Raw genomic sequence first — 21,614 nt, 5'->3', positions numbered from 1 at the left:
GTTCTACTATGTGCCCTCGCCGGTCCGTACGAGGGAGCTGCCGCATGCCGTCCCCGTCCCCGTCCCGCATCCGTCTCCGCCCCGCCCTGGCCGCGCTCGCCGCGCCCACCGCCCTCGCGGTCGCCGCCGCACTGCCGCCCGCCCCGGCCCAGGGCCACGCCGCCGCCCACGGCAAGGCCCTCGCCCAGGGCAACGCCCACCCCGACCCCAGCCCCGTACGCGTCAACCAGATCGGCTACCTCAGCGGCGCCGACAAGATCGCCACCGTCGTCTCCGGCCACACCTCGCCGCTGGTCTGGCGGCTCACCGACACGACCAGTTCGAAGGTCGTGGCCACCGGCACCACCAGGATCCACGGCACGGACCGGGCCTCCGGCGACCATGTCCACCGGGCCGACTTCTCCGCTGTGACCGCCCCGGGGACGTACCGCCTCACCGTGGGCGACCCCGTCGGAGACCCCGGCGGCGACCCCGGTGGCGCCCCCGTCGGAGACACAGGTGGCGACCCCGTCGGAGACACCGGCAGCGTCCCCTTCACCATCGGCGACACCCCCCTCTACCCGCACCTGGCCCGCGAGGCCATGCAGTACTTCTACTTCCACCGCCTCGGCACGCCCGTCTCCGCCCGCTACCTCCAGAGCCCCGCCCACGCGCACGACGCGCTGCACCCCGGTGACAGCTCCGTCCCCTGCTACCAGGACTGGTGCGGGAAGGAGCGGCTGAACGTCGCCCAATCCTGGGCCGACGCGGGGGACTTCGGGATCTACCCCGTCAACCACGCCATCGCCGCGTGGACCCTGATGAACCTCTACGAGCGCCGGCCCGCCGCCCACGGCGACTCCACCCTCCGGATTCCCGAACGGGGCAACGGCCGCCCCGATCTCCTCGACGAGGTGGAGTACGGCTCACGCTTCCTGTCCGGGATGCTCCCCGCGTCCGGGCTCGCCTCGCACAAGGTGCACAACCACCGGTGGAGCGCCTTCCCCGTCGAGGACGTCGCCGCCGAGAACGCCCTGCCCCGTTCCGCGATGGGGCCGTCCACGAACGCGACCTACGCCGTGGCCCGTACCAACGCCCAACTCGCCCGTGTGCTCCGGGCGTTCGACGCGGCCCGCGCCGACCGGCTGTGGGCCTCGGCCCAGGAGGCGTGGAAGCGCGCCGAGGCCGCCCCCGACGTCGACTACACCGAGGCGACCCCCGACGCCGAGGGTGGCGGTGACTACGCGGACACCGGGAACGACGACGACCGTTACGCGGCCGCGGCCGAGTTGTTCCTCACCGCCCAGCGCCGAGCGGAGCGTGCGGAGATCGCGGAGCCGTACCGTACGGCCGTCACCGGCTCCCCCCACTACGGGCGCATCACCGACTTCAGCTGGGCCGATGTGGCCACGCTTGGGACACTTTCCCTGCTCGCGGTCGACAGTGACCTGCCCGCCGCCGATCTCGCGGCGATGCGCGGGCGCCTGCGGGCGTACTGCGACGAGGTGATCGCGGTGCAGGACGCAGAGGGCTACCCGGCGCCGATCTCGGGGAGCGGACCGTACCCCTGGGGCTCCAACTCCGCAGTTGTCAACCGGATGTTGCTGCTCGGCACCGACTACGACCTCACCGCCGACCCCCGCGCGCTCAAGGCCATGCACCGCTCGATGGACTACCTGATGGGCGCCAACGCCATGCGCCTCTCGTACGTCACCGGATACGGCGCCTACCACGAGACCGATCTGCACGACCGGCTCGCGTGGGGGAGTTACCCCGCGACGCCGTACCCCCGGGGCTGGCTGTCCGGCGGCCCGAACAGCACGCTCATCAACGACACCGCGACCCCCACCGGCCGTCCCGCCGCCAAGTCGTACGCGGGTCCCGGCACCGCCCCGGCCGCCTGGGGATCCAAGGAGAACACCGTCAACTGGAACGCGCCGCTGGTCTGGGCCGCCACCTACCTGGAGCTGACGACACCCGACCTGGCGGCGGTACGGGTGCCACGCGCGCCCGCGCCCGTGGCACCCGGAGCGGTCACAGCGGCAGGACACACACCGCGACCGGCGCGGTGAACGGGGCTCCTGCGGAACGCAGTTCACCGGTCACCTGGTCGACGTCGAAGACCGTCACCGAGTTCGACCGCTGGTTCGCCGCGAACAGCAGCTCCCCGCCCGGCGAAAGGGCGATCTGCCGCGGGTAGTCGCCGCCGACGGGCACGGTGTCCAGCAGCCGCAGCTCGGCGCCGTCCGCCTCGATCGCGTACCGGGCCAGGCTGTTGTGACCACGGTTGGCGAGATAGGCGAAGGCGCCGTTGGCGGTGACCGCCAACTCCGCCGGATAGCTACGGGTGTTGCCGGTGGTTCCCGTCGACTGCGGCTCCCCGGGAGTCAGTTGGCCCGTTGAGGAGTTGTACGCGCAGACGACCACGGTGTTGTCCAGCTCGTTGGCCAGGTAGGCGAAGGCGCCCGACGGGTGGAAGGTGAGATGCCGGGGGCCCGCGCCGGGCCGCAGCCGCGCGTACGAGACGCGGGTCAGCGCGCCGGTCCGTACATCGAGGCGGTACGTGTACACGGTGTCGTTGCCCAGGTCGACGGCGAGCACATGGCCGCCGTCCGGCGAGGTGACGATCTGGTGGGCGTGCGGTCCGCCCTGCCCCGGGCCCGGCGGCGGGGTGGAGTGCGTGACCAGCGCCGTACGCTCGCCCAGCGCACCCGACGCCTGGATCGGCAGCACGGCCACGCTGCCGGACGTGTAGTTGGCGGTCAGCAGCCACTGCCCGCTCGGGTGCACAGAGAGATGGGCGGGGCCCGAGCCCCCGGTGGAGCGGCTGCCGAGGACCGTGTGCCGGCCGTCGTCCGCCAGGGTGATCGCCGTGACCTTGCCTGCCTGCTGCTCGTCCACGGCGAACAGGGTCCGCCCGTCGGGGTGGATCGCGAGGTACGAGGGGTCGGCGACGCCCCTGAGCGTTCCCGTGCCCGTGATGGCGCCGGTCGCCGAGTCGTAAGTCGCCAGGCCGACACCGGTGCCGCCGCCCGGGGACGAGGTGTACGTCCCGAGAAAGAGCCGGCGGGTGGCGGCGCGCGGGGCGGCGGGGGTGGGGGCCGGCGTGGCGACCGGGGCGGCGGGCGCACCGGGGGAAGGGGCCGGCGCCGCCATTCCGGCCGTCGCGGGCACCACCGCCACCGCCGAGGTCGCGGTGAGCACACCGACGAAGCGGCGGCGGCTCAGGCCGCCCCCACCCCCGGAGTCCGTTGCCGATCCCGTGCTTCTGCTGCTCATACCGGTCACCTCGGGTGTCAGGAGTGGGGGGATGTGAGGTTGTGAGGTCGGGCTGTGACGTGGGGATGTGACGTGTGGGGCGTCTGTGACTCTTACAGTGACCCGATCAGTCGCCTGCGGCAAGAGAACCCTCCCCACATCGACGTCCGAGATGTCAATTGACGGGGTGTCAGTTCCCGTTTGGCTCCCTGGGTTATTCTCACTATCATCCGGCGATGATCATAAGTAAACGGTCGGCAGCCGCCTTGTGCGGTCTGGTGGCCACCCTGGCCGTAGGGCTCTTCCCTCCCGCCGCCTCCGCGGACGAACCCAGTGGAAAACCGGCCCCCAAAGTCGACCTCGTCCTCGATGTGAGCGGCTCGATGCGGGCCCGGGACATCGACGGACAGTCCCGGATGGCCGCCGCGAAACAAGCCTTCAACGAGGTCCTGGACGCGGTGCCCCAGGAGGTCGAACTGGGCATCCGCACCCTCGGCGCCAACTATCCGGGGAAGGACAAGAAGGTCGGCTGCGAGGACACCGCGCAGCTCTACCCCGTCGGCCCGCTCGACCGCACCGAGGCGAAGACCGCGGTCGCCACCCTCGCCCCCACCGGCTGGACACCGATCGGCCCCGCCCTCCTCGGCGCGGCGAAGGATCTCGAAGGCGGTGACGCGACCCGCCGGATCGTCCTCATCACGGACGGCGAGGACACCTGCGCCCCCCTCGACCCCTGCGAGGTGGCCCGCGAGATCGCCGCCAAGGGCATCCACCTCGTCATCGACACCCTGGGCCTGGTGCCCGACGCGAAGACCAGGCGGCAGCTCACCTGCATCGCCGAGGCCACCGGCGGTACGTACACCTCGGTGCAGCACACCGACGAACTCTCCGGCCGCGTCACCCAGTTGGTGGACCGCGCGGCCGACCCCGTGGTCACCCCCGTGGCGACGGCGGGTGCCGCGCGCTGCGCCGACGCGCCCGTACTGAAGGCCGGGCTCTACAGCGACCGCGAGAAGTTCTCCGAGCACCGCTGGTACCGCGTGGACGTCCTGCCCGGGCAGGAGCTGCGCGCCTCGGTGAGCGTCGCCGCCGACCGTGCCGTCGACCGGGACTACGGCGTGCTCCTGCGCGCGGTGACCGTCCACGGCAGGGAGATCGCCCGGGGCTCCGAGGCGGGGGACGGCCGTACGGACGTGATCTCGACCGGGCTGCGCTACCCCAAGCCGGAGGCGGACGACGACGATGACGCCGCGTCCGCCGGCGAGGCCGTCTGCCTCCAGGTCAGCAACTCCTTCTCGGCGCCCGACTCCGTGAAGACCACCCCGGGCCTGCCCGTCGAACTGACCATCCAGGTCGTGGACTCGCCCGACGAGCCGTCCGACGTCGCGGCGTTCGGTCTCGGCCGCGGGTGGTGGCTGATCGGCCTGCTCGTGCTGACCGGACTGGTGGCCGGGCTGCTGTGGGGCTGGGTCTCGCGCTGGCGTGTCGCCGTATGGAGGACCAACTGATGCGAAGCATCCGCAAGACGTCCGCGCTCACCGGGTCGCTGCTGCTGGCGGTGACGGCGCTGCTCACCACTGCGGGGCCGGCTCTCGCCGACGACACGCCCGGTCCGTCCTCCTCGTCCTCGGACGGTTCGGACGGGGGGCCTACGGAGGCCGGTACGTCGTTCCGTACCGCCACCGCGTTCCGGCCCGGCCAGCTGGCCACCGCCGACGCCTCCACCGGCGACTACCTCTACTGGGTCTTCCCGGTCGACACGGGGCAGCGTGCCACGGTCACCGCGAAGGTCACCCTGCCCGACTCGGCCGCCAGGAAGGGCTCCGCGACCTGGCAGGTCGACGTGTACGACGGGCTGCGCCGCCACCAGCCGTGCGTCTACGGCGCCAGGACCCGCGCGGTCGCGGCGGACGCGGACACGCTGGAGCTGCGCTGCACGCTGCGGACGGTACGGGCCTGGGCCGAGCCCTGGTCCAACGATCCGCTGCCGGGGAGTTATTACGTACGCCTGACGGTGGTGAACGCGCAGGAGGAGGACCTGGGGCTGCCGGTACGGGCCTCGGTCGGCGCGGCCGTCTCCGACCGGGGCGGGGCGGAGGCGGTCGGGGGCGGGCTCGCCGTCCCGCTGACCGCGAGCGCGGTGCTCGCCGACGCGGACGGGGACGGGTCGGACGACGAGCCGTCGTCGGCGGCGGTCGCGAGTGAGCCGGAGGACGGGTGGTCCTCGGGCTGGTGGTCGGATCGCTGGATCTGGACGGGGGCCGGCGGAGTGCTGGGTGCGCTGGCGGGTATCGGGGGTTACTCGCTGACGCGGCCGTCGCGGGTGTCGCGGCGCGTGAGCTAGAGCGGTGGGCCTGCGCGGGCCGTGACCGCCGCGGTCACTGTTGTCCTCGATCGCCGGACGGGCTTGGTGGGTCCGCCTGGTGGGCCCGCGCGGGCCGTTACCCGTGCGGGTCACCGATGTCCTCAATCGCCGGACGGGCTTGCATGGCCGCCGGACGGGCTGGTATCGCGGACCGGGATGGTCCGCAAGGGTCGGTAGCTTGGTGGTATGGCTCTGAAGGCTGACCACCCCGTCCTCGGCACCCGCGCGCTCAATCGCGCCACCCTGGAGCGGCAGCTCCTGCTTCGCCGTGCCACCGGGGTGTCCGCCGGGGACGCCGTCGGGCACCTCCTCGGGCTCCAGGCCCAGAACGTCAAGCCGCCCTACTTCCAACTCGCCGCCCGGCTGGCCGACTTCGTGCCCCAGGATCTGTCGGGCCTGATGGAGTCCCGCGAGGTCGCCCGGCTGGTCACGATGCGTTCGACCATTCACACCCACACCGCCGACGACTGCCTGACCCTGCGCCCGCTCCTCCAGGACGCGCGCGAGAAGGAGTTGCGGTTGTTCCGGGCCGGGCTGGCCGGTGTGGACCTGGACCAACTCACCGCCTTCAGCCGCGATCTGGTCGAGGAGCGGCCACGGCCGGTGAAGGAGCTGCGGGACGCGCTGGCCGGGCGGTGGCCCGACGCCGACCCGTTCGCCCTGGCCGTCGCCGCGCGCGGGCTGCTGCCGCTCGTGCAGACCACCCCGCGCGGGGTGTGGGGCCGTGCCGGGCAGGTCACGCTGACCACCGCCGAGAAGTGGTTCGGCCGGCCCTCGGAGCCCGCGCCCGCGCCCGACGACACCGTCCTGCGCTATCTCGGCGCCTTCGGCCCCGCCTCGGTCAAGGACATGCAGGTCTGGTCGGGGCTGACCCGGCTCAGGGCCGTATTCGAGCGGCTGCGGCCGCGTCTGCTCACCTTCCAGGACGAGTACGGCGTCGAGCTGTTCGACCTGCCCGACGCGCCGAGGCCCGCTGCGGACACCCCGGCGCCGCCGCGCTTCCTGCCCGAGTTCGACAACCTGCTGTTGTCGCACGCCGACCGGAGCCGGGTCGTCCCGCCCGCGTACAAGGGGCGCGCGTCGCACGGGAACATCGCCCACCGGGCGCTGCTGATCGACGGATTCCTCGCGGGGATCTGGCGGCTGGAGGAGAGCCCGGCGGCGGGTACGTCAAGAAGGGCGGCCGCGTCCCGTACGACCCTCACCGTCCAGCTCTTCGCGCGGCCCACCCGACAGCAGCGCGCCGAGGTCACGGAGGAGGGGGAGCGGCTGCTCACGACGATGGCCCCGGCCGACGCGTACGACATCCGATTCGCGGACCTCACGGACGCGCCACCGGCCACGAAACCTCAGAGCCCCACGTCCCGCTGACGCAGGTCCTCGAAGGTCTCCCGCCGCACCAGCAGCCGTGACCGCCCCGACGACACCGCGATCACCGGCGGCCGGCCCGTCATGTTGTAGCCGGACGCCATCGACACCTGGTACGCCCCCGAGGCCGGGACCGCCAGGACGTCCCCGGCGCGGATGTCGTCCGGCAGCTCCACCGCCTCCGCGAGCACGTCACCCGCCTCGCAGTGCCGGCCCACGACCGTCGCCGTACGCATCGGGGCCGCCGAGGCGCGCCCCACCCTGCGGACCGTGTACCGCGCGCCGTACAGCGCGGGCCGGGGGTTGTCGCTCATCCCGCCGTCCACGGCCACGAACACGCGGCCGCCGGTGCGCTTGACCGCGAGGACGCGGTAGAGCGCGACCCCGGCCTGCGCCATGATCGAGCGGCCCGGCTCGACGGTCAGCCGGGGGACCGGCAGACCGTACCGCGCGCACTCCTCCGCCAGCGTGTCGGTGATCACCTGCCCGTACACGCCGGGCGCGGGGGCCGGATCGCCCGGCAGATACGCGACCGCGAAACCGCCGCCCAGGTCCAGCTCGGGCAGGGTCACGCCGTGCCGGTCCCTGAGGGCGGCGAGGAAGGCCACGACCCGGCGTACCGCCTCCGCGTACGGCTCCGCCTCGGTGATCTGGGAGCCGAGGTGGCAGTGCGGGCCGACCAGTTCGAGGGAGGGCCGGCCGAGGATACGGGCCACCGCGTCGGCGGCGTCGCCGTCCGCGATCGACAGGCCGAACTTCTGCCCCTCGGCTCCCGTACGGACCTTCGGATGCGCGCCCGCCTCGATGCCGGGCAGCACCCGGACCAGCACCTTCTGGGGGCCGGGGCCGGGCACCTGCGCGGCGATCCTGGCGATCTCGCAGGCCGAGTCGACGACGATACGGCCGACGCCCAGACGCAACGCCGTCCGCAGGTCCTGCGGGGACTTGGCGTTGCCGTGCAGGACGATCCGGTCGGCCGGGAAGCCCCGGGTGGCGGCCAGCTCCAGCTCGCCGGCGGAACAGACGTCGAGCCCGAGGCCCTCCTCCTCGATCCAGTCCACGACGGCCCGGCAGAGGAAGGCCTTGGCCGCGTAGACGACGTCGGCGCCCGGCAGCGCTCGGCGCCAGGCTCTGGCGCGGGCGCGCACCTCGTCCTCGTCCAGGACGTAGGTCGGGGTGCCGTACCGCTCGGCCAGCTCCGCGAGCGACACCCCGGCGACGGCGATGTCCCCGCCGGGGGCGACGACGGCGGACGCGGGCCAGACCGAGGCCGCGCTCAGCTCACTGATGCCGAGGAGGGGCTCGGCGATCATCGGACCCTCGCCCCGGCCGCGTCTCCCCTTGCTCTGGCCATCTCCATGGTGTGCCTCCCGGACGCTCCGAATCACTCCGACACCTGGAAGGTAGGTCCGGCGGGGGCGGAGGGGGTACGGCCCTGACGCGGCATTGACCGGCGGACCCGGAATCTTGACGCCTCCCTGGCGGTCGGCCCCGGGCCCCGGCGGATCGGTCGATCCCGGGCCCGGCGGCCCCCAGGGCGTGGCGCCGCCCCGGGCCTCGCCGTCGCCCCCCCCGAACATGGCAGACCCACGGACAGGGCCGGCCCAAACCACCCCCTACGGCAGCAACCCCTCCCGACGCGCCGCCACCACCGCCTCCAGGCGGGTATGCGCCCCCAGCTTCCGCATCGACGAGCGCAGGTAGCCCTTCACCGTCTCCGGGCGCAGCCCCAGCAGCTCCGCCGCCGCCGCGTTTGTCGCGCCCGAGGCGATGCACGTCAGGACGTCCAGTTCGCGCGGGGCCAGGGTCACCGGGAGGTTTCGCTCGGCGGGGGGTGTGCCCGTTGCTCCCGCCAGGCGGGCGCACACCGCCAGCAGGTGGTCACGCGTCTCCGGATCGGCGATCCGGGGCGCCAGGGCCCGCAACTCGCCGTGGGCCGCCCGGACCTCCTCCCACGCGGCCGGGCCCGTCGCCCGCTCCCGGGTCACCGCCAGCAGCCGGCGCACCTCGTCCCGTACGACCAAGGCCTGTTCCACGTCCCGCGCGGCGGACGCCGCCGCGTCGAACGTACGGTCCCCGATGGGCAGCGCGGTGCGCAGCGCCCCGTACAGCACTCCCCGCACCCGGCGTTGCACGACGACCGGCACCGCGAGCACGGACCGCAGCCCCTCCGCCGCCACCGCCGCGTCGTACTCGTGGCTGATGTGCCGCGCCTGGCGGTAGTCGGTCACCGCGAACGGCCGTGCCAGGGCGATGGACTTGCCGCCCAGGCCGTTGCCCGACGAGATCGCCAGACCGCGCAGCGCACTCGTCGCCGTGCCGGTCAGTTCGGCGATCCGCAACCGGCCCGTCTCGTGCAGCAGACCGCCGAACGCCACCGGCAGACCGGTCGTCCGCCGCAGCCGCAGCAGCGCCGCGCGCAACTCCACCGACTCCACCACTTCGGTCACGTCGCCGCCCTTCCGTCGCCGGCCGCACACCCACCACCCCCGTCCGGGGGTGGTGAGACCCACGTCACTGATTACACGATGTCATTGAACGGTCCGCAATGAGGAGGACATATGACGGCAGGGACGCCGAACAGTCCGGCCGGCCCGAGCGGCAGGCTCACCCCGACGGAGGAATTCCGGTCGGCCCGGGACTTCCTCCTGGCGCACCGGGAGGACTACGGGACGGCGTACGCGGGGTTCGAGTGGCCGCGCCCCGAGCGGTTCAACTGGGCGCTGGACTGGTTCGACCGGATCGCGGAGGACAACCACCGCGAGGCCCTGCACATCGTCGAGGAGGACGGCAGCCGTACGCGCGTCACCTTCGCGGAGATGTCCGCGCGCTCCGACCGGGTCGCGAACTGGCTGCGCGCGCGGGGGGTACGGCCCGAGCAGCGCGTCGTGGTCATGCTCGGCAACCAGGTCGAGCTGTGGGAGATCGCGCTCGCCGCGATGAAACTGCGCGCCGTCGTCATCCCCGCCACCCCCCTCCTCGGCCCCGACGACCTGCGCGACCGCGTCGAGCGCGGCCGGGCGTCGCATGTGATCGTCCGCTCGGACGCCACCGCGAAGTTCGCCGGGATCGAGGGCCGGTTCACCCGGATCGCGGTGGGCCCCGAGGTGCCGGGCTGGCTCTCGTACGGTGACGCCGACGACGCGCCGGCGCGCTTCGAGCCCGACGGGCCCACCCACGCCGACGACCCGCTGATGCTCTACTTCACCTCCGGCACGACCGCCCGCCCCAAACTGGTCGAGCACACCCACGCGTCGTACCCCATCGGGCACTTGGCCACCATGTACTGGATCGGGCTGCGCCCCGGCGACGTCCACCTGAACATCGCCTCGCCCGGCTGGGCCAAGCACGCGTGGTCCAACCTCTTCGCCCCGTGGAACGCCGAGGCGACCGTCTTCATCCACAACTACACCCGCTTCGACGCGGGCCGGCTGATGGCGGAGATGGACGGCGCGGGAGTCACGAGCTTCTGCGCCCCGCCGACCGTGTGGCGGATGCTGATCCAGTCCGACCTGTCGACGCTCCGGACCCCGCCGCGTGAGGCCGTCGCGGCGGGCGAACCGCTCAACCCCGAGGTGATCGAGAAGGTCCGTCGCGCGTGGGGGGTGACGGTCCGCGACGGCTTCGGCCAGACCGAGACCGCCGTCCAGGTCGCCAACTCGCCCGGCCAGCTGCTCAAGGCCGGCTCCATGGGCCGCCCGACCCCCGGCTTCAAAGTGGAGCTGCTCGATCCGGTGAGCGGGGCGCCCGGGGTGGACGAGGGGGAGATCGCGCTGGTCCTCGGCGCGCACCCGGTCGGCCTGATGACGGGCTACCACGGGGCCCCGGACCTCACCGCCGCCGCGATGGCGGGGGGTTATTACCGTACGGGCGACATCGGCGCCCGTGACGCCGACGGTTACATCACCTACATCGGCCGGTCCGATGATGTCTTCAAGGCCTCCGATTACAAGATCTCGCCCTTCGAGCTGGAGAGCGCGCTGCTGGAGCACGCGGCGGTGGCCGAGGCGGCGGTCGTGCCCGCGCCCGACCCGGTGCGCCTCGCCGTCCCCAAGGCGTACGTCGTCCTCGCCGAGGGCTGGGAGCCGGGGCCGGACACCGCCAAGGTGCTCTTCGCGCACTCCCGTTCGGTGCTCGCCCCGTACCAGCGGATCCGCCGCCTCGAATTCGGCGAGCTGCCCAAGACGGTGTCCGGGAAGATCCGCAGGATCGAGTTGCGCGAGCGTACGGCCGAGGGCTCCACCGCCGAGTACGACGAGGGGGATCTGTGATGACCACCCTGACTGGGGCCCGCTCCGGCCCGGTGGCGGCCCCGGCCGCCTCGTACCTCCACGGCACGGCCACGGCCCCGCTGCTCGGCGACACGGTCGGCGGGAACCTCGACCGGGCGATCGCCGCGTTCCCGGACCGGGAGGCGCTCGTCGACGTACCGTCGGGACGGCGCTGGACCTACGGTGAATTCGGGTCCTCCGTCGACGAGTTGGCGCGGGCGCTGCTCGGGCGCGGGGTGGCGAAGGGTGACCGGGTCGGGATCTGGGCGGTCAACTGCCCCGAGTGGATGCTGGCGCAGTACGCCACGGCCCGCATCGGCGCGATCATGGTGAACATCAACCCGGCCTACCGGGCGCACGAGGTGGAGTTCGTACTCAACCAGTCCGGGATCTCGGTGCTGTTGGCGTCTCTCGGCCACCGGACCAGCGACTACCGCGCGTTGGTGGAGGAGGTGCGGGGCCGCTGTCCCGACCTGCGGGCCGTGCACTACATCGGCGATCCGAGCTGGGCCGAACTGCTGGCGTACGCGGAGAATGTGACGGCAGTTCAGATAGCGTCCCGCGAGGCTGAGTTGTCCTGCGACGACGCCATCAATATCCAATACACCTCGGGAACCACCGGCTTCCCCAAGGGCGCCACGCTCTCCCACCACAACATCCTCAACAACGGTTACTTCGTGGGGGAGACGGTCGCGTACACGGAACACGACCGGATCTGTGTCCCGGTGCCCTTCTACCACTGCTTCGGCATGGTGATGGGCAACCTCGCCGCCACCTCGCACGGCGCGTGTGTGGTCATCCCCGCGCCGTCGTTCGACGCCGGGGCCACACTCCACGCGGTCGAGCGGGAGCGCTGTACGTCGCTGTACGGCGTCCCGACCATGTTCATCGCCGAGTTGGACCTCCCCGGCTTCGCGTCGTACGACCTCTCCTCCCTGCGCACCGGCATCATGGCGGGCTCGCCCTGCCCGGCGGAGGTGATGAAGCGGGTCGTCGCGGAGATGAACATGGCCGAGGTGTCGATCTGTTACGGCATGACCGAGACGTCACCGGTCTCCACGCAGACCCGCCGCGACGACAACCTGGAGCGCCGTACGGGTACGGTCGGCCGGGCGCTGCCGCACATCGAGGTGAAGGTGGTCGACCCGGTCACCGGCGTGACGCTGCCGCGCGGCGCGGCGGGCGAACTGTGCACCCGGGGCTACAGCGTGATGCTCGGCTACTGGAACGAACCGGAGCGCACCGCCGAGGTCATCGACGCCGGCCGCTGGATGCACACCGGCGATCTCGCCGTGATCCGCGAGGACGGTTACGCGCAGATCGTCGGCCGGATCAAGGACATGATCATCAGGGGCGGCGAGAACATCTATCCCCGGGAGATAGAGGAGTTCCTGTACGGCCACCCCAAGGTCGCCGACGTCCAGGTGATAGGCGTCCCCGACGCGCGGTACGGCGAGGAGATCGTGGCGTGCGTGATCCCGCGCGACCCGGCGGACCCGCCGTCGCTGGAGGAGGTGGCCGCGTACTGCCGTGAGCGGCTGGCGCACTACAAGGTGCCGCGGCGGGTGGAGATCGTGGACGCGTTTCCTATGACGGTGAGCGGCAAGGTGCGGAAGATCGAACTGCGGGAGCGGTTCGCGGCGTAGCCGCTGCCGCGAGGGCGGGCGTTGTGCTGGTGGTGGCTGCCTGTGCGGGCCGGCCGGTGCCCGTACGCGTACGGCTGCCGGTGCCGGTGCCCGTGCCGGTGCGTCGCGTGCGGGTGCCCGCACGCGTGCCCGCCCTCGCCGCTCCCGCGATCTCGTCGTCGCACGGTTCGTCGCCGCCCGCCCGCGCCGTTCACGCTTACCGGCAGCGCCTGCCGGCCCTCACCCGCGCGGGCTGATGCCCGCCACGGCCAGGGTGAGCAGCCGGTCCGTACGCGCCGCCGCGTCCGGGTCGTGTTCCGTGGCCAGGGCGATGCCCGAGATCAGCGTGACCAGGTCGGCGGTGGTCACGCCGGGTGTGACCACGCCTGCCCGGGCGGCGCGCTCCAGCAGGGGGTCGTACGCGTCGGAGAGCGTCGCCGCGCAGGCGTTCACGTGCTCGTGGCCGGCGCCCCCGTCCTGGGTCAGCGCGGTGGCCAGCCCCCGCGCGGAGGTGGCGTACGCGGCGAGCGCGTGCAGCGCCTCCAGCAGCGCGGCCCGCGCGTCCGGGGCGTCGGCCAGCTCGCGGGCACGGGCGCACAGCACCTCGATCCGCTCGTGGAAGACCGCCTCCAGCAGCGCGCGGCGGCCGGGGAAGTGGCGGCGCACGGTGGCCGAGCCGACCCCGGCGGTGCGGGCGATCTGTTCGAGGGAGGCGTCGGCGCCGTGCGCGGCGACCTCCTTCTCGGCCTCGGCGAGGATCCGCTCGTAGTTGCGGCGGGCGTCCGCGCGCTGAACGGCCATGGCGTCTCCTTCCTTGGGTTCCCCCGGTGGGCCGGTGGGCCGGTGGTCCCGGTTGCCTCGGTTGCTAAGTGGCGAGGCCCTCCGTATCGTACCGACTCGGAAACGGCGGGCCCCGCCGTTTAGCCGCCACCCTCTGCCCGAGGAGTCCCATGCCCACCTCTCCCGCACCCGTCCTGGTCACCGGCGCCACCGGCAAGCAGGGCGGTGCGACCGCAAGTGCCCTGCTGGCGGCGGGTGTTCCGGTACGGGCCCTGGTCCGCGACCCGTCGACCGACCGGGCCAGGGCCGTCGCGGCGCGCGGCGCCGAGCTGGTCACGGGCGATCTCCACGACCTCGACTCCGTGCGGCGGGCCACCGAGGGCGCCAGGGCCGTCTTCTCGATCCAGATGCCCGACATGAACGACCTCCAGGGCGACTCGGAATGGGTCCAGGGGCGCAACCTCATCGACGGCGCGCGGGACGCGGGGGTGGAGCAGTTCGTGCACACGTCCGTCTCCGGCGCGGGGCAGCACCGCACCGAGCCCGGCTGGGCGGAGGGCCGGTGGGCGTCGATGGAGCACTACTACGAGACCAAGTCGGGGCTCCAGGACCGGGTCCGTGAGGCGGGCTTCGCGCACTGGACGCTCCTCAAGCCGGCCTTCTTCATGGAGAACTTCCTCCCGCCGTCGTTCCTGTTCCCGAACGGCCCGAAGGGCGGCCTGGTGACGGTCATCAAGCCCACGACGGAGGTCTCTCTCGTCGCGGTCACGGACATCGGCGTGGCGGCTGCGGCGGCCTTCGCCGACCCGGAGCGGTTCCACGGCGTCGAGCTGGAACTGGCCGGCGACCGGCTGCCGATGACCCGGATCGCGGAGATTCTCGCCGACGCGCTGGACGTGGAGCTGACGGCCCCGTCGATGACGCCGGAGGAAGCGCTGGCGGCGGGCGGCCCGGCGTTCGGCGCGAGCCACGAGCGCATGAATGTGGTGGGCCACCCGGCCCGCCCGGCCTTCGCCCGCGACCTCGGCCTCCCGCTCACCAGCTTCGCGGAGTGGGCGGCGGAACATCTGCGCCCGGGCATCTGAACGAAGAACTGCCGCGAGCCCCCGCCGACTTGCGGACGGGGGCTCTCTGCGTGGCGTACCGCCGTCAGGCGAGGCCGCCGGTCTTCACGCCGGCGATGAATGCGGTCCAGGCGTGGGCGGGTACGGCGAGTGCCGGGCCGGTGGGGCGCTTGGAGTCGCGTACGGGCATGGTGGTGGAGAACCCGTGGGCCACCTCGACGCAGTCGCTGTTTCCCCCGCTGTAGGAGGACTTGGTCCAGATGGGAGCAGGCGTGGTGTCGGTCATGTGAGTGAGTCCTTCGTTCTGGCGATGAGGTCGGCTGAATCGGCGAACGGAAGTGCCGCTGCACGAAGTCTCTCGAACGCCGCGCTGTAGCTCGACACTTCTGCGGGCTCCTCGATGTAGAGCGCGCTGGTCAGCGACTCCACGTGGACGACGTCGAGGTCCGCGGTCTCGGGGAAACCCACCAGGGCGAAGCTGCCCGCCAGGCCCGGATGGGGCGGGGCATCCAGCGGAAGCACCTGGATGGACACGTGTGGAAGCTCGGCGAGGTCGATCAGTCGTTGAAGTTGGTCCCGCATGACCTGGCTAGGCGCGATCCGAGGCCGGAGCGCGGCCTCATGGACGATCGCCCAGAACTCCAGCGGCTCCGGACGGGTGAGGACCGACTGCCGCGCCACTCGCACTTCTACCAGCGCGTTGACGCGATCCTGTGGCGACGTCATGTTGATGGCGTCGATCGTGGCGCGGGCGTAGGCGGCGGTCTGGAGCAGCCCCGGGATCAACGTGATCTGGTACGACCGCATGTTGCGGGCGTCGGCCTCCAACGAGATCAGATCCGCATAGGCGGGCGAGATGGCGTCGCGATACGTCTGCCACCAGCCGCGCTTGCCACCGTCCTTGGCCAGGCCGTGCAGCGCCGCGCGCTTCGCCTCGTCGTCAAGGCCGTAGAGGTCCAGGAGGGCTGTGAGGTCGTCGGGTTTGACCCCGATGCGAGCCGTCTCGATGCGACTCGTCTTCGCCGCGTTGAGGCTGGTGCGTTCTGCCACGTCGTCCAGCTTTAACCCGGCGGCCTCGCGCATGCGACGGAGTTCCGAGCCAAGTCGACGCTTGCGAACGGTCGGATCGCTCATGCGCCCCTCCTTCTTACAGATGACACGTCAGTTCATGCCGCTTGTGAAGCGCGGGGCAACAGTTTTTCACAGCTGCGGCCCGCCACCCTTTCGAGTGTGCAATTTTGCAGATTCGCGCGATGGGCTTGCGCCCGGCTCTCTGCGATCGCCACACTGAGGGTGTCAGATCGAGCGCAGCGGGTGATCGCGTGCGGGGCATCGGAGGCGATGGGCCATGTCCAATGAACGGCTTACCGGTAGAGCGGGCGGCTTGGCCGAACTCGTGGAGACGGTTCAGCACTGGGGTTTCTGGCGCTTACCGCCCGGCTGGCCGGATCCGCCCGACCTGCCTGACCTGTGCAACTGGCCGAGCGCGCCCGCCAGTACGTACGCACCCACGACAACCGACCTGCTGAAGCGGGTACTTCGCGGTCTGGAGGAGCTGTCGTGACAGCGGGAAGCGAAGGACGCAGGCGTCTGACCCGCCTGATGGACGCGTTCGGTTCGGACGGCACGCTGGTCGTCCCGAAGGACGACCCCGGCGCGGACGGCGCCGACCTGGTCCCCGGCTCCGCCCTCCGCTGGCCACCCTGCACGTGCGGCGACCCGGTGCTGTGCCCCGACTACGTACCACCCGAATCGCCCACCGGCACATAAGCGTGCCGCACCCACCGAACTCCCGCGCCGCCCACGCCGTAAGGCGCGACCGCGCGCGGGCAGGGCGGGTGGCGCCGAGGTCGGCACCTGGCGCCACCCGTTACGAAGCGTCCGTGGCCCACGCCCAGCGTTCGAGCGCTCAACTGGGCAGCTGTGCAGGATCCCGCCGGACCGCTGCGTACCCCAGGTACGGACGGCCAGCTGTCCGTGATCCAGACGCTATCCGAGAGGTTGCGACACCGTCGCCTCGTGAGCAGTGAGGACAAGGCATCCGTCGTCGCCCGTCACGACATCCACCAACAGCGTGCTCCCCTCGCCGAAGCGCAGGGTGAAGAGCGGATCGAGCTTCATCAGGAAGTCGAGGGCATCCCGGTCGCCCTCGGACAGCGGAGGGTCGGGGGTGACGCCGGACGTCCACTCACTTCCGGAGACACGGACCGACGCGTGTCCATCGAGCCTGGCCAAGCAGGTCGCTCCATTTGCCCACCATTCGAGCGTGACCTCGCCCTCCCATTCGTCCATCTCTCCAGTCTCCCAAGCACATGCGCCGTCGGGCGTAGGCGGGGCACGATCCTGGACCGCCGGCCTCCCAACACCCCATTGACCACAGCGGAGTTCCAGAGTGCGCCGGGATACACTCCGAGGCGCTCACGGCTCGTCGATCGCCCGTGCGTATTCATGGGTCAGGCGCCGGGGGGTGCCGGATGGGGGGATCGGGGATGGCTGATCGCGGAACCAGGGGCTCGTCGTCGGCGGTGACGTGGACGCGGGGGACGTGGGTGTTGATCGTTGGTACGGGAGTCGCGTCGGGTCTCGCTCTTCTCTTTCACGCGCTGGGCTGGACCGCGATTCCCGGTGGCTCCTGTGGGAGGTACCGTCCGTGTCCCGAAGGTGTGGAAGCGATCCTTGTTCTCGCCTTTGTCCTCTCGTTCCTCGGTAGCGGCCTGGGGAAGTTCGCGTTCGGCCGTCACGGCCTGGTGCGCTTCCGTGGACGTGCCGTGGTCGTACTGGCGGTCAGCGCGGTCGTTCCCCTGTGGCCCGGTTGGCTGTTCGCGGACTGGATGATGGGGTCGTAGGGGCGCTCACCGATCCGACCGCGACCCAGGACCGGCTCCGGCGCGGCCGCCGCGACTACCCGCCCGTCAGGACCAGTTCGTCCGCCGGGTCGTTCACCGGCTGCGGTGCGCCCGTGAGGTCCATGACGAACAGCGGGACGCCCAGGGTGTCGGCGCGGGCTCGGGCATCGTTCGTGTAGCCCGCCAGGGCGAAGAAGACACCCACCACCGACGCGTTCAGGCCGTTGAGCCACAGGCACTCGACCGCGCGCAGTGAGGCCGGGGAGGTGCTCGGGTCGACCTGGGCGACCACGTCGGGGCCGCGCAGGTCGATGCCCGACGCGGGCTGTTCCGCCGCCTGCACCACGCCCTGGAAGCCCAGCCAGCGTAAGTAGAGCGCGGCACCTGTCACGACGTCGCGGGTGGTACGGATCGTCAGGGGGCGGAAGGCCGGGCGGGGGGTTGCCGGTGCCCCCGTGGGTGGGGGTTTCGCCGGACCGGCCGCGCGCCCCACCGGGCCGCCCGCCTCCCGTACCGGAATCCGCAACACGGAGCCGCACGGGCAGCCCAGCTCCGGCCTCGGCCAGTGGTCCTGCCGGCCGCACGCCGTGCACCGCACCCGTACCCACTCGTCCGTCCAGGTGCGGTGCGTCACCGGCTCCGCCGGGGCGCCCCGCAGCAGCGGCGGCTCGACCGGCGCCCCGCACGCGCACGGATACACCGTCGGCACAAAGGCGTGGCTCCGGCTACAGGCCGGGCAGCGGACCGGAACGCTCTCTGCCATCAGAACCCCCTTCGAACACGCACCGCGGCCCATCGTCCACCACGAGCGGGGCCGGGGGGCGGACTTCGCCCATCCCTTGACGCGGTAGCGGGGCCCGCCTAAATTTGATTCCGTATAGCAGAACTAAACTTTCGCATTACGGAATTGGCGCTCTCAGGTGGCGCGACAGGGCCCGAATCCGCCAGCCGAAGCAGGAGCACTCCATGCCTCGAATGACCGCTGCCCGAGCCGCAGTTGAGATCCTCAAGCGCGAAGGCGTGACCAACGCGTTCGGTGTGCCGGGCGCCGCCATCAATCCGTTCTACGCCGCCCTCAAGGCCGCCGGCGGGGTCCGGCACACGCTGGCCCGCCACGTCGAGGGCGCCTCGCACATGGCCGAGGGCTACACCAGGACCCACCCGGGCAACATCGGCGTCTGCATCGGTACGTCGGGACCCGCCGGTACGGACATGATCACCGGCCTGTACTCGGCGACCGGCGACTCCATCCCGATCCTGTGCATCACGGGGCAGGCGCCCCGGGCGGTGATCCTCAAGGAGGACTTCCAGGCCGTCGACATCGCGTCGATCGCCGAGCCCGTGACCAAGGCCGCGACCACGGTGATGGAGGCCGCGCAGGTCCCCGGCGTCTTCCAGCAGGCGTTCCACCTGATGCGGTCGGGCCGCCCCGGCCCTGTCCTCATCGACCTGCCGATCGACGTCCAGTTGACGGAGATCGAGTTCGACCCGGAGACGTACGAGCCGCTGCCGGCCTTCAAGCCCGCCGCGACCCGCCCCCAGGTCGAGAAGGCGATCGCGCTGCTGAACGAGTCGGAGCGCCCGCTGATCGTCGCCGGTGGCGGCATCATCAACGCCGACGCGTCCGACCTGCTGGTCGAGTTCGCCGAGCTGACCGGCATCCCGGTCGTGCCCACCCTGATGGGCTGGGGCATCATCGCCGACGACCACGAGCTGAACGCCGGCATGGTGGGCCTCCAGACGTCGCACCGCTACGGCAACGCGACGTTCCTGGAGTCGGACTTCGTTCTCGGCATCGGCAACCGCTGGGCCAACCGGCACACCGGCAAGCTCGATGTCTACACGCGGGGGCGGAAGTTCGTCCACGTCGACATCGAACCCACCCAGATCGGCAAGATCTTCGCGCCGGACTACGGGATCGCCTCCGACGCCAAGGCCGCGCTCGAACTCTTCGTGACGGTGGCCAAGGAGCTGAAGGCGGCCGGTACGTTGCCCGACCGCGCCGCGTGGGCCGCCTCCGCGCGGGAGCGCAAGGCCACGCTGCACCGCCGTACGCACTTCGACAACGTGCCGCTCAAGCCGCAGCGGGTGTACGAGGAGATGAACCGCGCCTTCGGCCCCGAGACCCGGTACGTCACCACCATCGGCCTCTCCCAGATCGCCGGCGCGCAGATGCTGCACGTCTACCGGCCGCGCCACTGGATCAACTGCGGCCAGGCGGGCCCCCTCGGCTGGACCATCCCGGCCGCGCTCGGTGTCGCCGTCGCCGACCCGGAGGCGACGGTGGTCGCGCTCTCCGGCGACTACGACTTCCAGTTCATGCTCGAAGAGCTGGCGGTCGGTGCGCAGCACAAGATCCCGTATGTGCATGTGCTGGTGAACAACGCCTACTTGGGCCTGATCCGGCAGGCGCAGCGCAACTTCGACATCGACTTCGAGGTCAACCTCGAATTCGAGAACATCAACTCGCCCGAGCTGGGCGTCTACGGCGTCGACCACGTCAAGGTCGCCGAGGGCCTGGGCTGCAAGGCCATCCGGGTCACCGAGCCCGACCAGCTGCTGCCGGCCTTCGAGGAGGCCAAGAAGCTGGCGGCGGAGTTCCGGGTGCCGGTGGTGGTCGAGGCGATCCTGGAGCGCATCACCAACATCTCGATGAGCGGCAGCGACATCGCCAGCGTCAACGAGTTCGAGGACCTGGCCACCGAGCCGTGGCACGCGCCGACGGAGATCCTGCCGCTGAGCTGAGCGGGTACGACGGCACGACGGAGGGGGCGGGGTGGGGAGTACGGAATCCGTACTCCCCACCCCGCCCCCTCCGTCGTGCCGGGAGACATGCGCAGAGACATGCGCGGACATGCGAGGACCGCGACGGCGGGGCCACCGCACTGGCTCGCCCGCCGTCGCGGTCCGCATGCTGTCCGGCCCGCCGGTCACCCCTGACAAGGGCCGGCGGGCCGGACGTCGGCACCGGAGCTGGTCTGCCGTCAGCTCCGGCGCGTGGTCGGAAGGTTGGTGAAGAAGAGAGGAGAAGGAGAAGAAGAGGGACAAGACAGGGGTCCGGGCGGCGGCAGCGCCTGGGCGCGACAAGGACAGGTGTCAGCGCTGCCGCAGCCCGGGTTCAGGGGCGGTGCCAGGAAGGGGAGTTCACACCTGGTCACCGGAGAGGCGCTCCACGGAGCGCAGGAGGGCGGAGTGGTCGAGGCCGCCGTCGCCCTGCGCGCGCAGGGAGGCGACGAGTTGGGCCACGACGGCCCCGACGGGCAGCGCCGCACCGACGTTGCGGGCGGCGTCGGTGACGATGCCCATGTCCTTGTGGTGCAGATCGATGCGGAAGCCGGGCTTGAAGTCGCGGTTGAGGAAGTTGTCCTTCTTCCGCGTCAGTACGGTCGAGCCGGCCAGGCCGCCGTTGAGGACGTCCAGCGCGGCGGCCAGGTCCACCCCGGACTTCTCCAGGAAGACCACGGCCTCGGCGCACGCCTGGATGTTGACCGCCACGATCAGCTGGTTGGCGGCCTTCACCGTCTGCCCCGAACCGTGCGGACCGCACAGCACGATGGTCTTGCCGAGGGCTTCCAGTACGGGCCTGGCCTCGTCGAAGTCGGCCTGTTCGCCGCCGACCATGATGGACAGGACCGCCTCGATCGCCCCCGCCTCCCCGCCGGAGACCGGCGCGTCGAGCACCCGTACCCCGACGTCCGCGGCGTTCTTGGCCAGGTCGACCGAGGTCTGCGGGGTGATCGAGGACATGTCGATCAGCAGCGCGCCCCGCCTGGCGTGCGCCAGGATGCCGGCCTCGCCGTACGCGATGGCCTCCACCTGCGGCGAGGCCGGGACCATGGTGATCACGACGTCGGCGTCCCCGACCGCCTCGGCGATCGACCCGGCGGCGGTGCCGCCCGCGGCGGCGAGCCGGTCCAGCTTGTCCTGCTCCAGCGTGAACCCGGTCACCGAGTAACCGGCCTTGATCAGGTTCTCGGACATGGGGGAGCCCATGATGCCGAGTCCGATCCACGCGATCTTGGGGAGATTACTCATTGCGGGGGCCTCTTTCGACACAC

General features: G+C 71.7%; 20 protein-coding genes. 11 read left to right on the top strand and 9 right to left on the bottom strand.

The window, feature by feature from the left end; genetic code table 11:
- Window positions 1–44 precede the first annotated feature (44 nt).
- On the top strand, window positions 45–2,051 hold the full coding sequence (locus OG349_RS06845) for a glycoside hydrolase family 9 protein (protein WP_327233744.1): 2,007 nt from the start codon (window positions 45–47) through the stop codon (window positions 2,049–2,051).
- Here the strand turns inward: OG349_RS06845 and OG349_RS06840 are convergent.
- A complete protein-coding gene (locus OG349_RS06840; RefSeq protein ID WP_327233743.1) occupies window positions 2,014–3,258 on the bottom strand; it encodes a lactonase family protein in 1,245 nt (414 codons plus the stop codon). The two genes, OG349_RS06845 and OG349_RS06840, sit on opposite strands and share 38 nt — an antisense overlap.
- 215 nt (window positions 3,259–3,473) lie before the next feature.
- Between OG349_RS06840 and OG349_RS06835 the strand changes: the two genes are divergently transcribed.
- The 3 genes from OG349_RS06835 (at window position 3,474) to OG349_RS06825 (ending at window position 6,973) form a co-directional block, all read left to right on the top strand.
- A complete protein-coding gene (locus OG349_RS06835) occupies window positions 3,474–4,745 on the top strand; it encodes a VWA domain-containing protein (RefSeq protein WP_327233742.1) in 1,272 nt (423 codons plus the stop codon).
- Window positions 4,745–5,581 (top strand): hypothetical protein, encoded by an 837-nt coding sequence (locus OG349_RS06830; RefSeq protein ID WP_327233741.1) that lies wholly within the window; start codon window positions 4,745–4,747, stop codon window positions 5,579–5,581. Before OG349_RS06835 ends, OG349_RS06830 begins: the two co-directional genes overlap by 1 nt.
- A 207-nt stretch (window positions 5,582–5,788) precedes the next feature.
- A complete protein-coding gene (locus tag OG349_RS06825) occupies window positions 5,789–6,973 on the top strand; it encodes a winged helix DNA-binding domain-containing protein (protein ID WP_327233740.1) in 1,185 nt (394 codons plus the stop codon).
- On the opposite strand, the gene lysA is transcribed toward OG349_RS06825, so the two are convergent.
- Window positions 6,952–8,283, bottom strand: coding sequence for a diaminopimelate decarboxylase (lysA, locus tag OG349_RS06820; RefSeq protein WP_327233739.1), 1,332 nt, complete (start codon window positions 8,281–8,283; stop codon window positions 6,952–6,954). The two genes, OG349_RS06825 and lysA, sit on opposite strands and share 22 nt — an antisense overlap.
- A 303-nt stretch (window positions 8,284–8,586) precedes the next feature.
- The gene (locus tag OG349_RS06815) at window positions 8,587–9,420 is read right to left on the bottom strand and encodes a response regulator transcription factor (RefSeq protein WP_327233738.1); all 834 of its coding nucleotides are present in this window, start codon (window positions 9,418–9,420) and stop codon (window positions 8,587–8,589) included.
- A gap of 111 nt (window positions 9,421–9,531) precedes the next feature.
- On the opposite strand from OG349_RS06815, the gene OG349_RS06810 reads away from it, so the two are divergent.
- Entirely contained in the window at window positions 9,532–11,241 is a 1,710-nt protein-coding gene (locus OG349_RS06810) for an AMP-binding protein (RefSeq protein WP_327233737.1), read from the top strand.
- On the top strand, window positions 11,241–12,887 hold the full coding sequence (locus tag OG349_RS06805) for an AMP-binding protein (protein ID WP_327233736.1): 1,647 nt from the start codon (window positions 11,241–11,243) through the stop codon (window positions 12,885–12,887). The genes OG349_RS06810 and OG349_RS06805 overlap by 1 nt, the downstream gene beginning before the upstream one ends.
- 219 nt (window positions 12,888–13,106) lie before the next feature.
- Here the strand turns inward: OG349_RS06805 and OG349_RS06800 are convergent, their stop codons facing one another.
- The gene (locus tag OG349_RS06800; RefSeq protein ID WP_327233735.1) at window positions 13,107–13,667 is read right to left on the bottom strand and encodes a TetR/AcrR family transcriptional regulator; all 561 of its coding nucleotides are present in this window, start codon (window positions 13,665–13,667) and stop codon (window positions 13,107–13,109) included.
- A gap of 149 nt (window positions 13,668–13,816) precedes the next feature.
- Between OG349_RS06800 and OG349_RS06795 the strand changes: the two genes are divergently transcribed.
- Complete coding sequence (locus tag OG349_RS06795) at window positions 13,817–14,731, top strand: NmrA family NAD(P)-binding protein (protein WP_327233734.1); 915 nt, start codon at window positions 13,817–13,819, stop codon at window positions 14,729–14,731.
- A 64-nt stretch (window positions 14,732–14,795) separates the two neighbouring features.
- Here the strand turns inward: OG349_RS06795 and OG349_RS06790 are convergent, their stop codons facing one another.
- A complete protein-coding gene (locus tag OG349_RS06790; protein WP_327233733.1) occupies window positions 14,796–14,996 on the bottom strand; it encodes a DUF397 domain-containing protein in 201 nt (66 codons plus the stop codon).
- A complete protein-coding gene (locus tag OG349_RS06785) occupies window positions 14,993–15,844 on the bottom strand; it encodes a helix-turn-helix domain-containing protein (RefSeq protein ID WP_327233732.1) in 852 nt (283 codons plus the stop codon). The genes OG349_RS06790 and OG349_RS06785 overlap by 4 nt, the downstream gene beginning before the upstream one ends.
- Window positions 15,845–16,094: 250 nt before the next feature.
- On the opposite strand from OG349_RS06785, the gene OG349_RS06780 reads away from it, so the two are divergent.
- Together OG349_RS06780 and OG349_RS06775 are read left to right on the top strand one after the other, a co-directional pair.
- Window positions 16,095–16,274: a hypothetical protein gene (locus tag OG349_RS06780; protein ID WP_327233731.1), complete on the top strand. Its 180-nt coding sequence runs from the start codon at window positions 16,095–16,097 to the stop codon at window positions 16,272–16,274.
- Window positions 16,271–16,480, top strand: a complete 210-nt coding sequence (locus OG349_RS06775) for a hypothetical protein (RefSeq protein WP_327233730.1) — start codon at window positions 16,271–16,273, stop codon at window positions 16,478–16,480. The genes OG349_RS06780 and OG349_RS06775 overlap by 4 nt, the downstream gene beginning before the upstream one ends.
- A gap of 219 nt (window positions 16,481–16,699) precedes the next feature.
- On the opposite strand, the gene OG349_RS06770 is transcribed toward OG349_RS06775, so the two are convergent.
- Window positions 16,700–17,002, bottom strand: coding sequence for a hypothetical protein (locus tag OG349_RS06770; RefSeq protein WP_327233729.1), 303 nt, complete (start codon window positions 17,000–17,002; stop codon window positions 16,700–16,702).
- Between the two features lie 371 nt (window positions 17,003–17,373).
- Here OG349_RS06770 and OG349_RS06765 point away from each other — a divergent pair, with 371 nt between their 5' ends.
- Window positions 17,374–17,556, top strand: coding sequence for a hypothetical protein (locus OG349_RS06765; protein ID WP_327233728.1), 183 nt, complete (start codon window positions 17,374–17,376; stop codon window positions 17,554–17,556).
- Window positions 17,557–17,611: 55 nt separating this feature from the next.
- Here OG349_RS06765 and OG349_RS06760 read toward each other — a convergent pair whose 3' ends face one another.
- Window positions 17,612–18,319, bottom strand: a complete 708-nt coding sequence (locus OG349_RS06760) for a hypothetical protein (protein WP_327233727.1) — start codon at window positions 18,317–18,319, stop codon at window positions 17,612–17,614.
- 203 nt (window positions 18,320–18,522) lie between these two features.
- On the opposite strand from OG349_RS06760, the gene gcl reads away from it, so the two are divergent.
- Window positions 18,523–20,301: a glyoxylate carboligase gene (gcl, locus tag OG349_RS06755; protein WP_327233726.1), complete on the top strand. Its 1,779-nt coding sequence runs from the start codon at window positions 18,523–18,525 to the stop codon at window positions 20,299–20,301.
- A 399-nt stretch (window positions 20,302–20,700) separates the two neighbouring features.
- Here the strand turns inward: gcl and OG349_RS06750 are convergent, their stop codons facing one another.
- A complete protein-coding gene (locus OG349_RS06750; protein ID WP_327233725.1) occupies window positions 20,701–21,591 on the bottom strand; it encodes a 2-hydroxy-3-oxopropionate reductase in 891 nt (296 codons plus the stop codon).
- Between the last annotated feature and the right edge of the window lie 23 nt (window positions 21,592–21,614).

The sequence above is a fragment of the Streptomyces sp. NBC_01317 genome (assembly GCF_035961655.1).
In the GTDB taxonomy this organism is placed as follows: domain Bacteria; phylum Actinomycetota; class Actinomycetes; order Streptomycetales; family Streptomycetaceae; genus Streptomyces.
This window is presented reverse-complemented; position numbering and strand designations above follow the sequence as displayed.

Excerpts from the sequence above, each read along its gene's own strand:
- OG349_RS06845 (WP_327233744.1), top strand. The coding sequence starts at position 45 with ATGCCGTCCCCGTCCCCGTCCCGCATCCGTCTCCGCCCCGCCCTGGCC.
- OG349_RS06840 (WP_327233743.1), bottom strand. The coding sequence starts at position 3,258 with ATGAGCAGCAGAAGCACGGGATCGGCAACGGACTCCGGGGGTGGGGGC.
- OG349_RS06835 (WP_327233742.1), top strand. The coding sequence starts at position 3,474 with ATGATCATAAGTAAACGGTCGGCAGCCGCCTTGTGCGGTCTGGTGGCC.
- OG349_RS06830 (WP_327233741.1), top strand. The coding sequence starts at position 4,745 with ATGCGAAGCATCCGCAAGACGTCCGCGCTCACCGGGTCGCTGCTGCTG.
- OG349_RS06825 (WP_327233740.1), top strand. The coding sequence starts at position 5,789 with ATGGCTCTGAAGGCTGACCACCCCGTCCTCGGCACCCGCGCGCTCAAT.
- lysA (WP_327233739.1), bottom strand. The coding sequence starts at position 8,283 with ATGATCGCCGAGCCCCTCCTCGGCATCAGTGAGCTGAGCGCGGCCTCG.
- OG349_RS06810 (WP_327233737.1), top strand. The coding sequence starts at position 9,532 with ATGACGGCAGGGACGCCGAACAGTCCGGCCGGCCCGAGCGGCAGGCTC.
- OG349_RS06805 (WP_327233736.1), top strand. The coding sequence starts at position 11,241 with ATGACCACCCTGACTGGGGCCCGCTCCGGCCCGGTGGCGGCCCCGGCC.
- OG349_RS06800 (WP_327233735.1), bottom strand. The coding sequence starts at position 13,667 with ATGGCCGTTCAGCGCGCGGACGCCCGCCGCAACTACGAGCGGATCCTC.
- OG349_RS06795 (WP_327233734.1), top strand. The coding sequence starts at position 13,817 with ATGCCCACCTCTCCCGCACCCGTCCTGGTCACCGGCGCCACCGGCAAG.
- OG349_RS06790 (WP_327233733.1), bottom strand. The coding sequence starts at position 14,996 with ATGACCGACACCACGCCTGCTCCCATCTGGACCAAGTCCTCCTACAGC.
- OG349_RS06785 (WP_327233732.1), bottom strand. The coding sequence starts at position 15,844 with ATGAGCGATCCGACCGTTCGCAAGCGTCGACTTGGCTCGGAACTCCGT.
- OG349_RS06770 (WP_327233729.1), bottom strand. The coding sequence starts at position 17,002 with ATGGACGAATGGGAGGGCGAGGTCACGCTCGAATGGTGGGCAAATGGA.
- OG349_RS06760 (WP_327233727.1), bottom strand. The coding sequence starts at position 18,319 with ATGGCAGAGAGCGTTCCGGTCCGCTGCCCGGCCTGTAGCCGGAGCCAC.
- gcl (WP_327233726.1), top strand. The coding sequence starts at position 18,523 with ATGCCTCGAATGACCGCTGCCCGAGCCGCAGTTGAGATCCTCAAGCGC.
- OG349_RS06750 (WP_327233725.1), bottom strand. The coding sequence starts at position 21,591 with ATGAGTAATCTCCCCAAGATCGCGTGGATCGGACTCGGCATCATGGGC.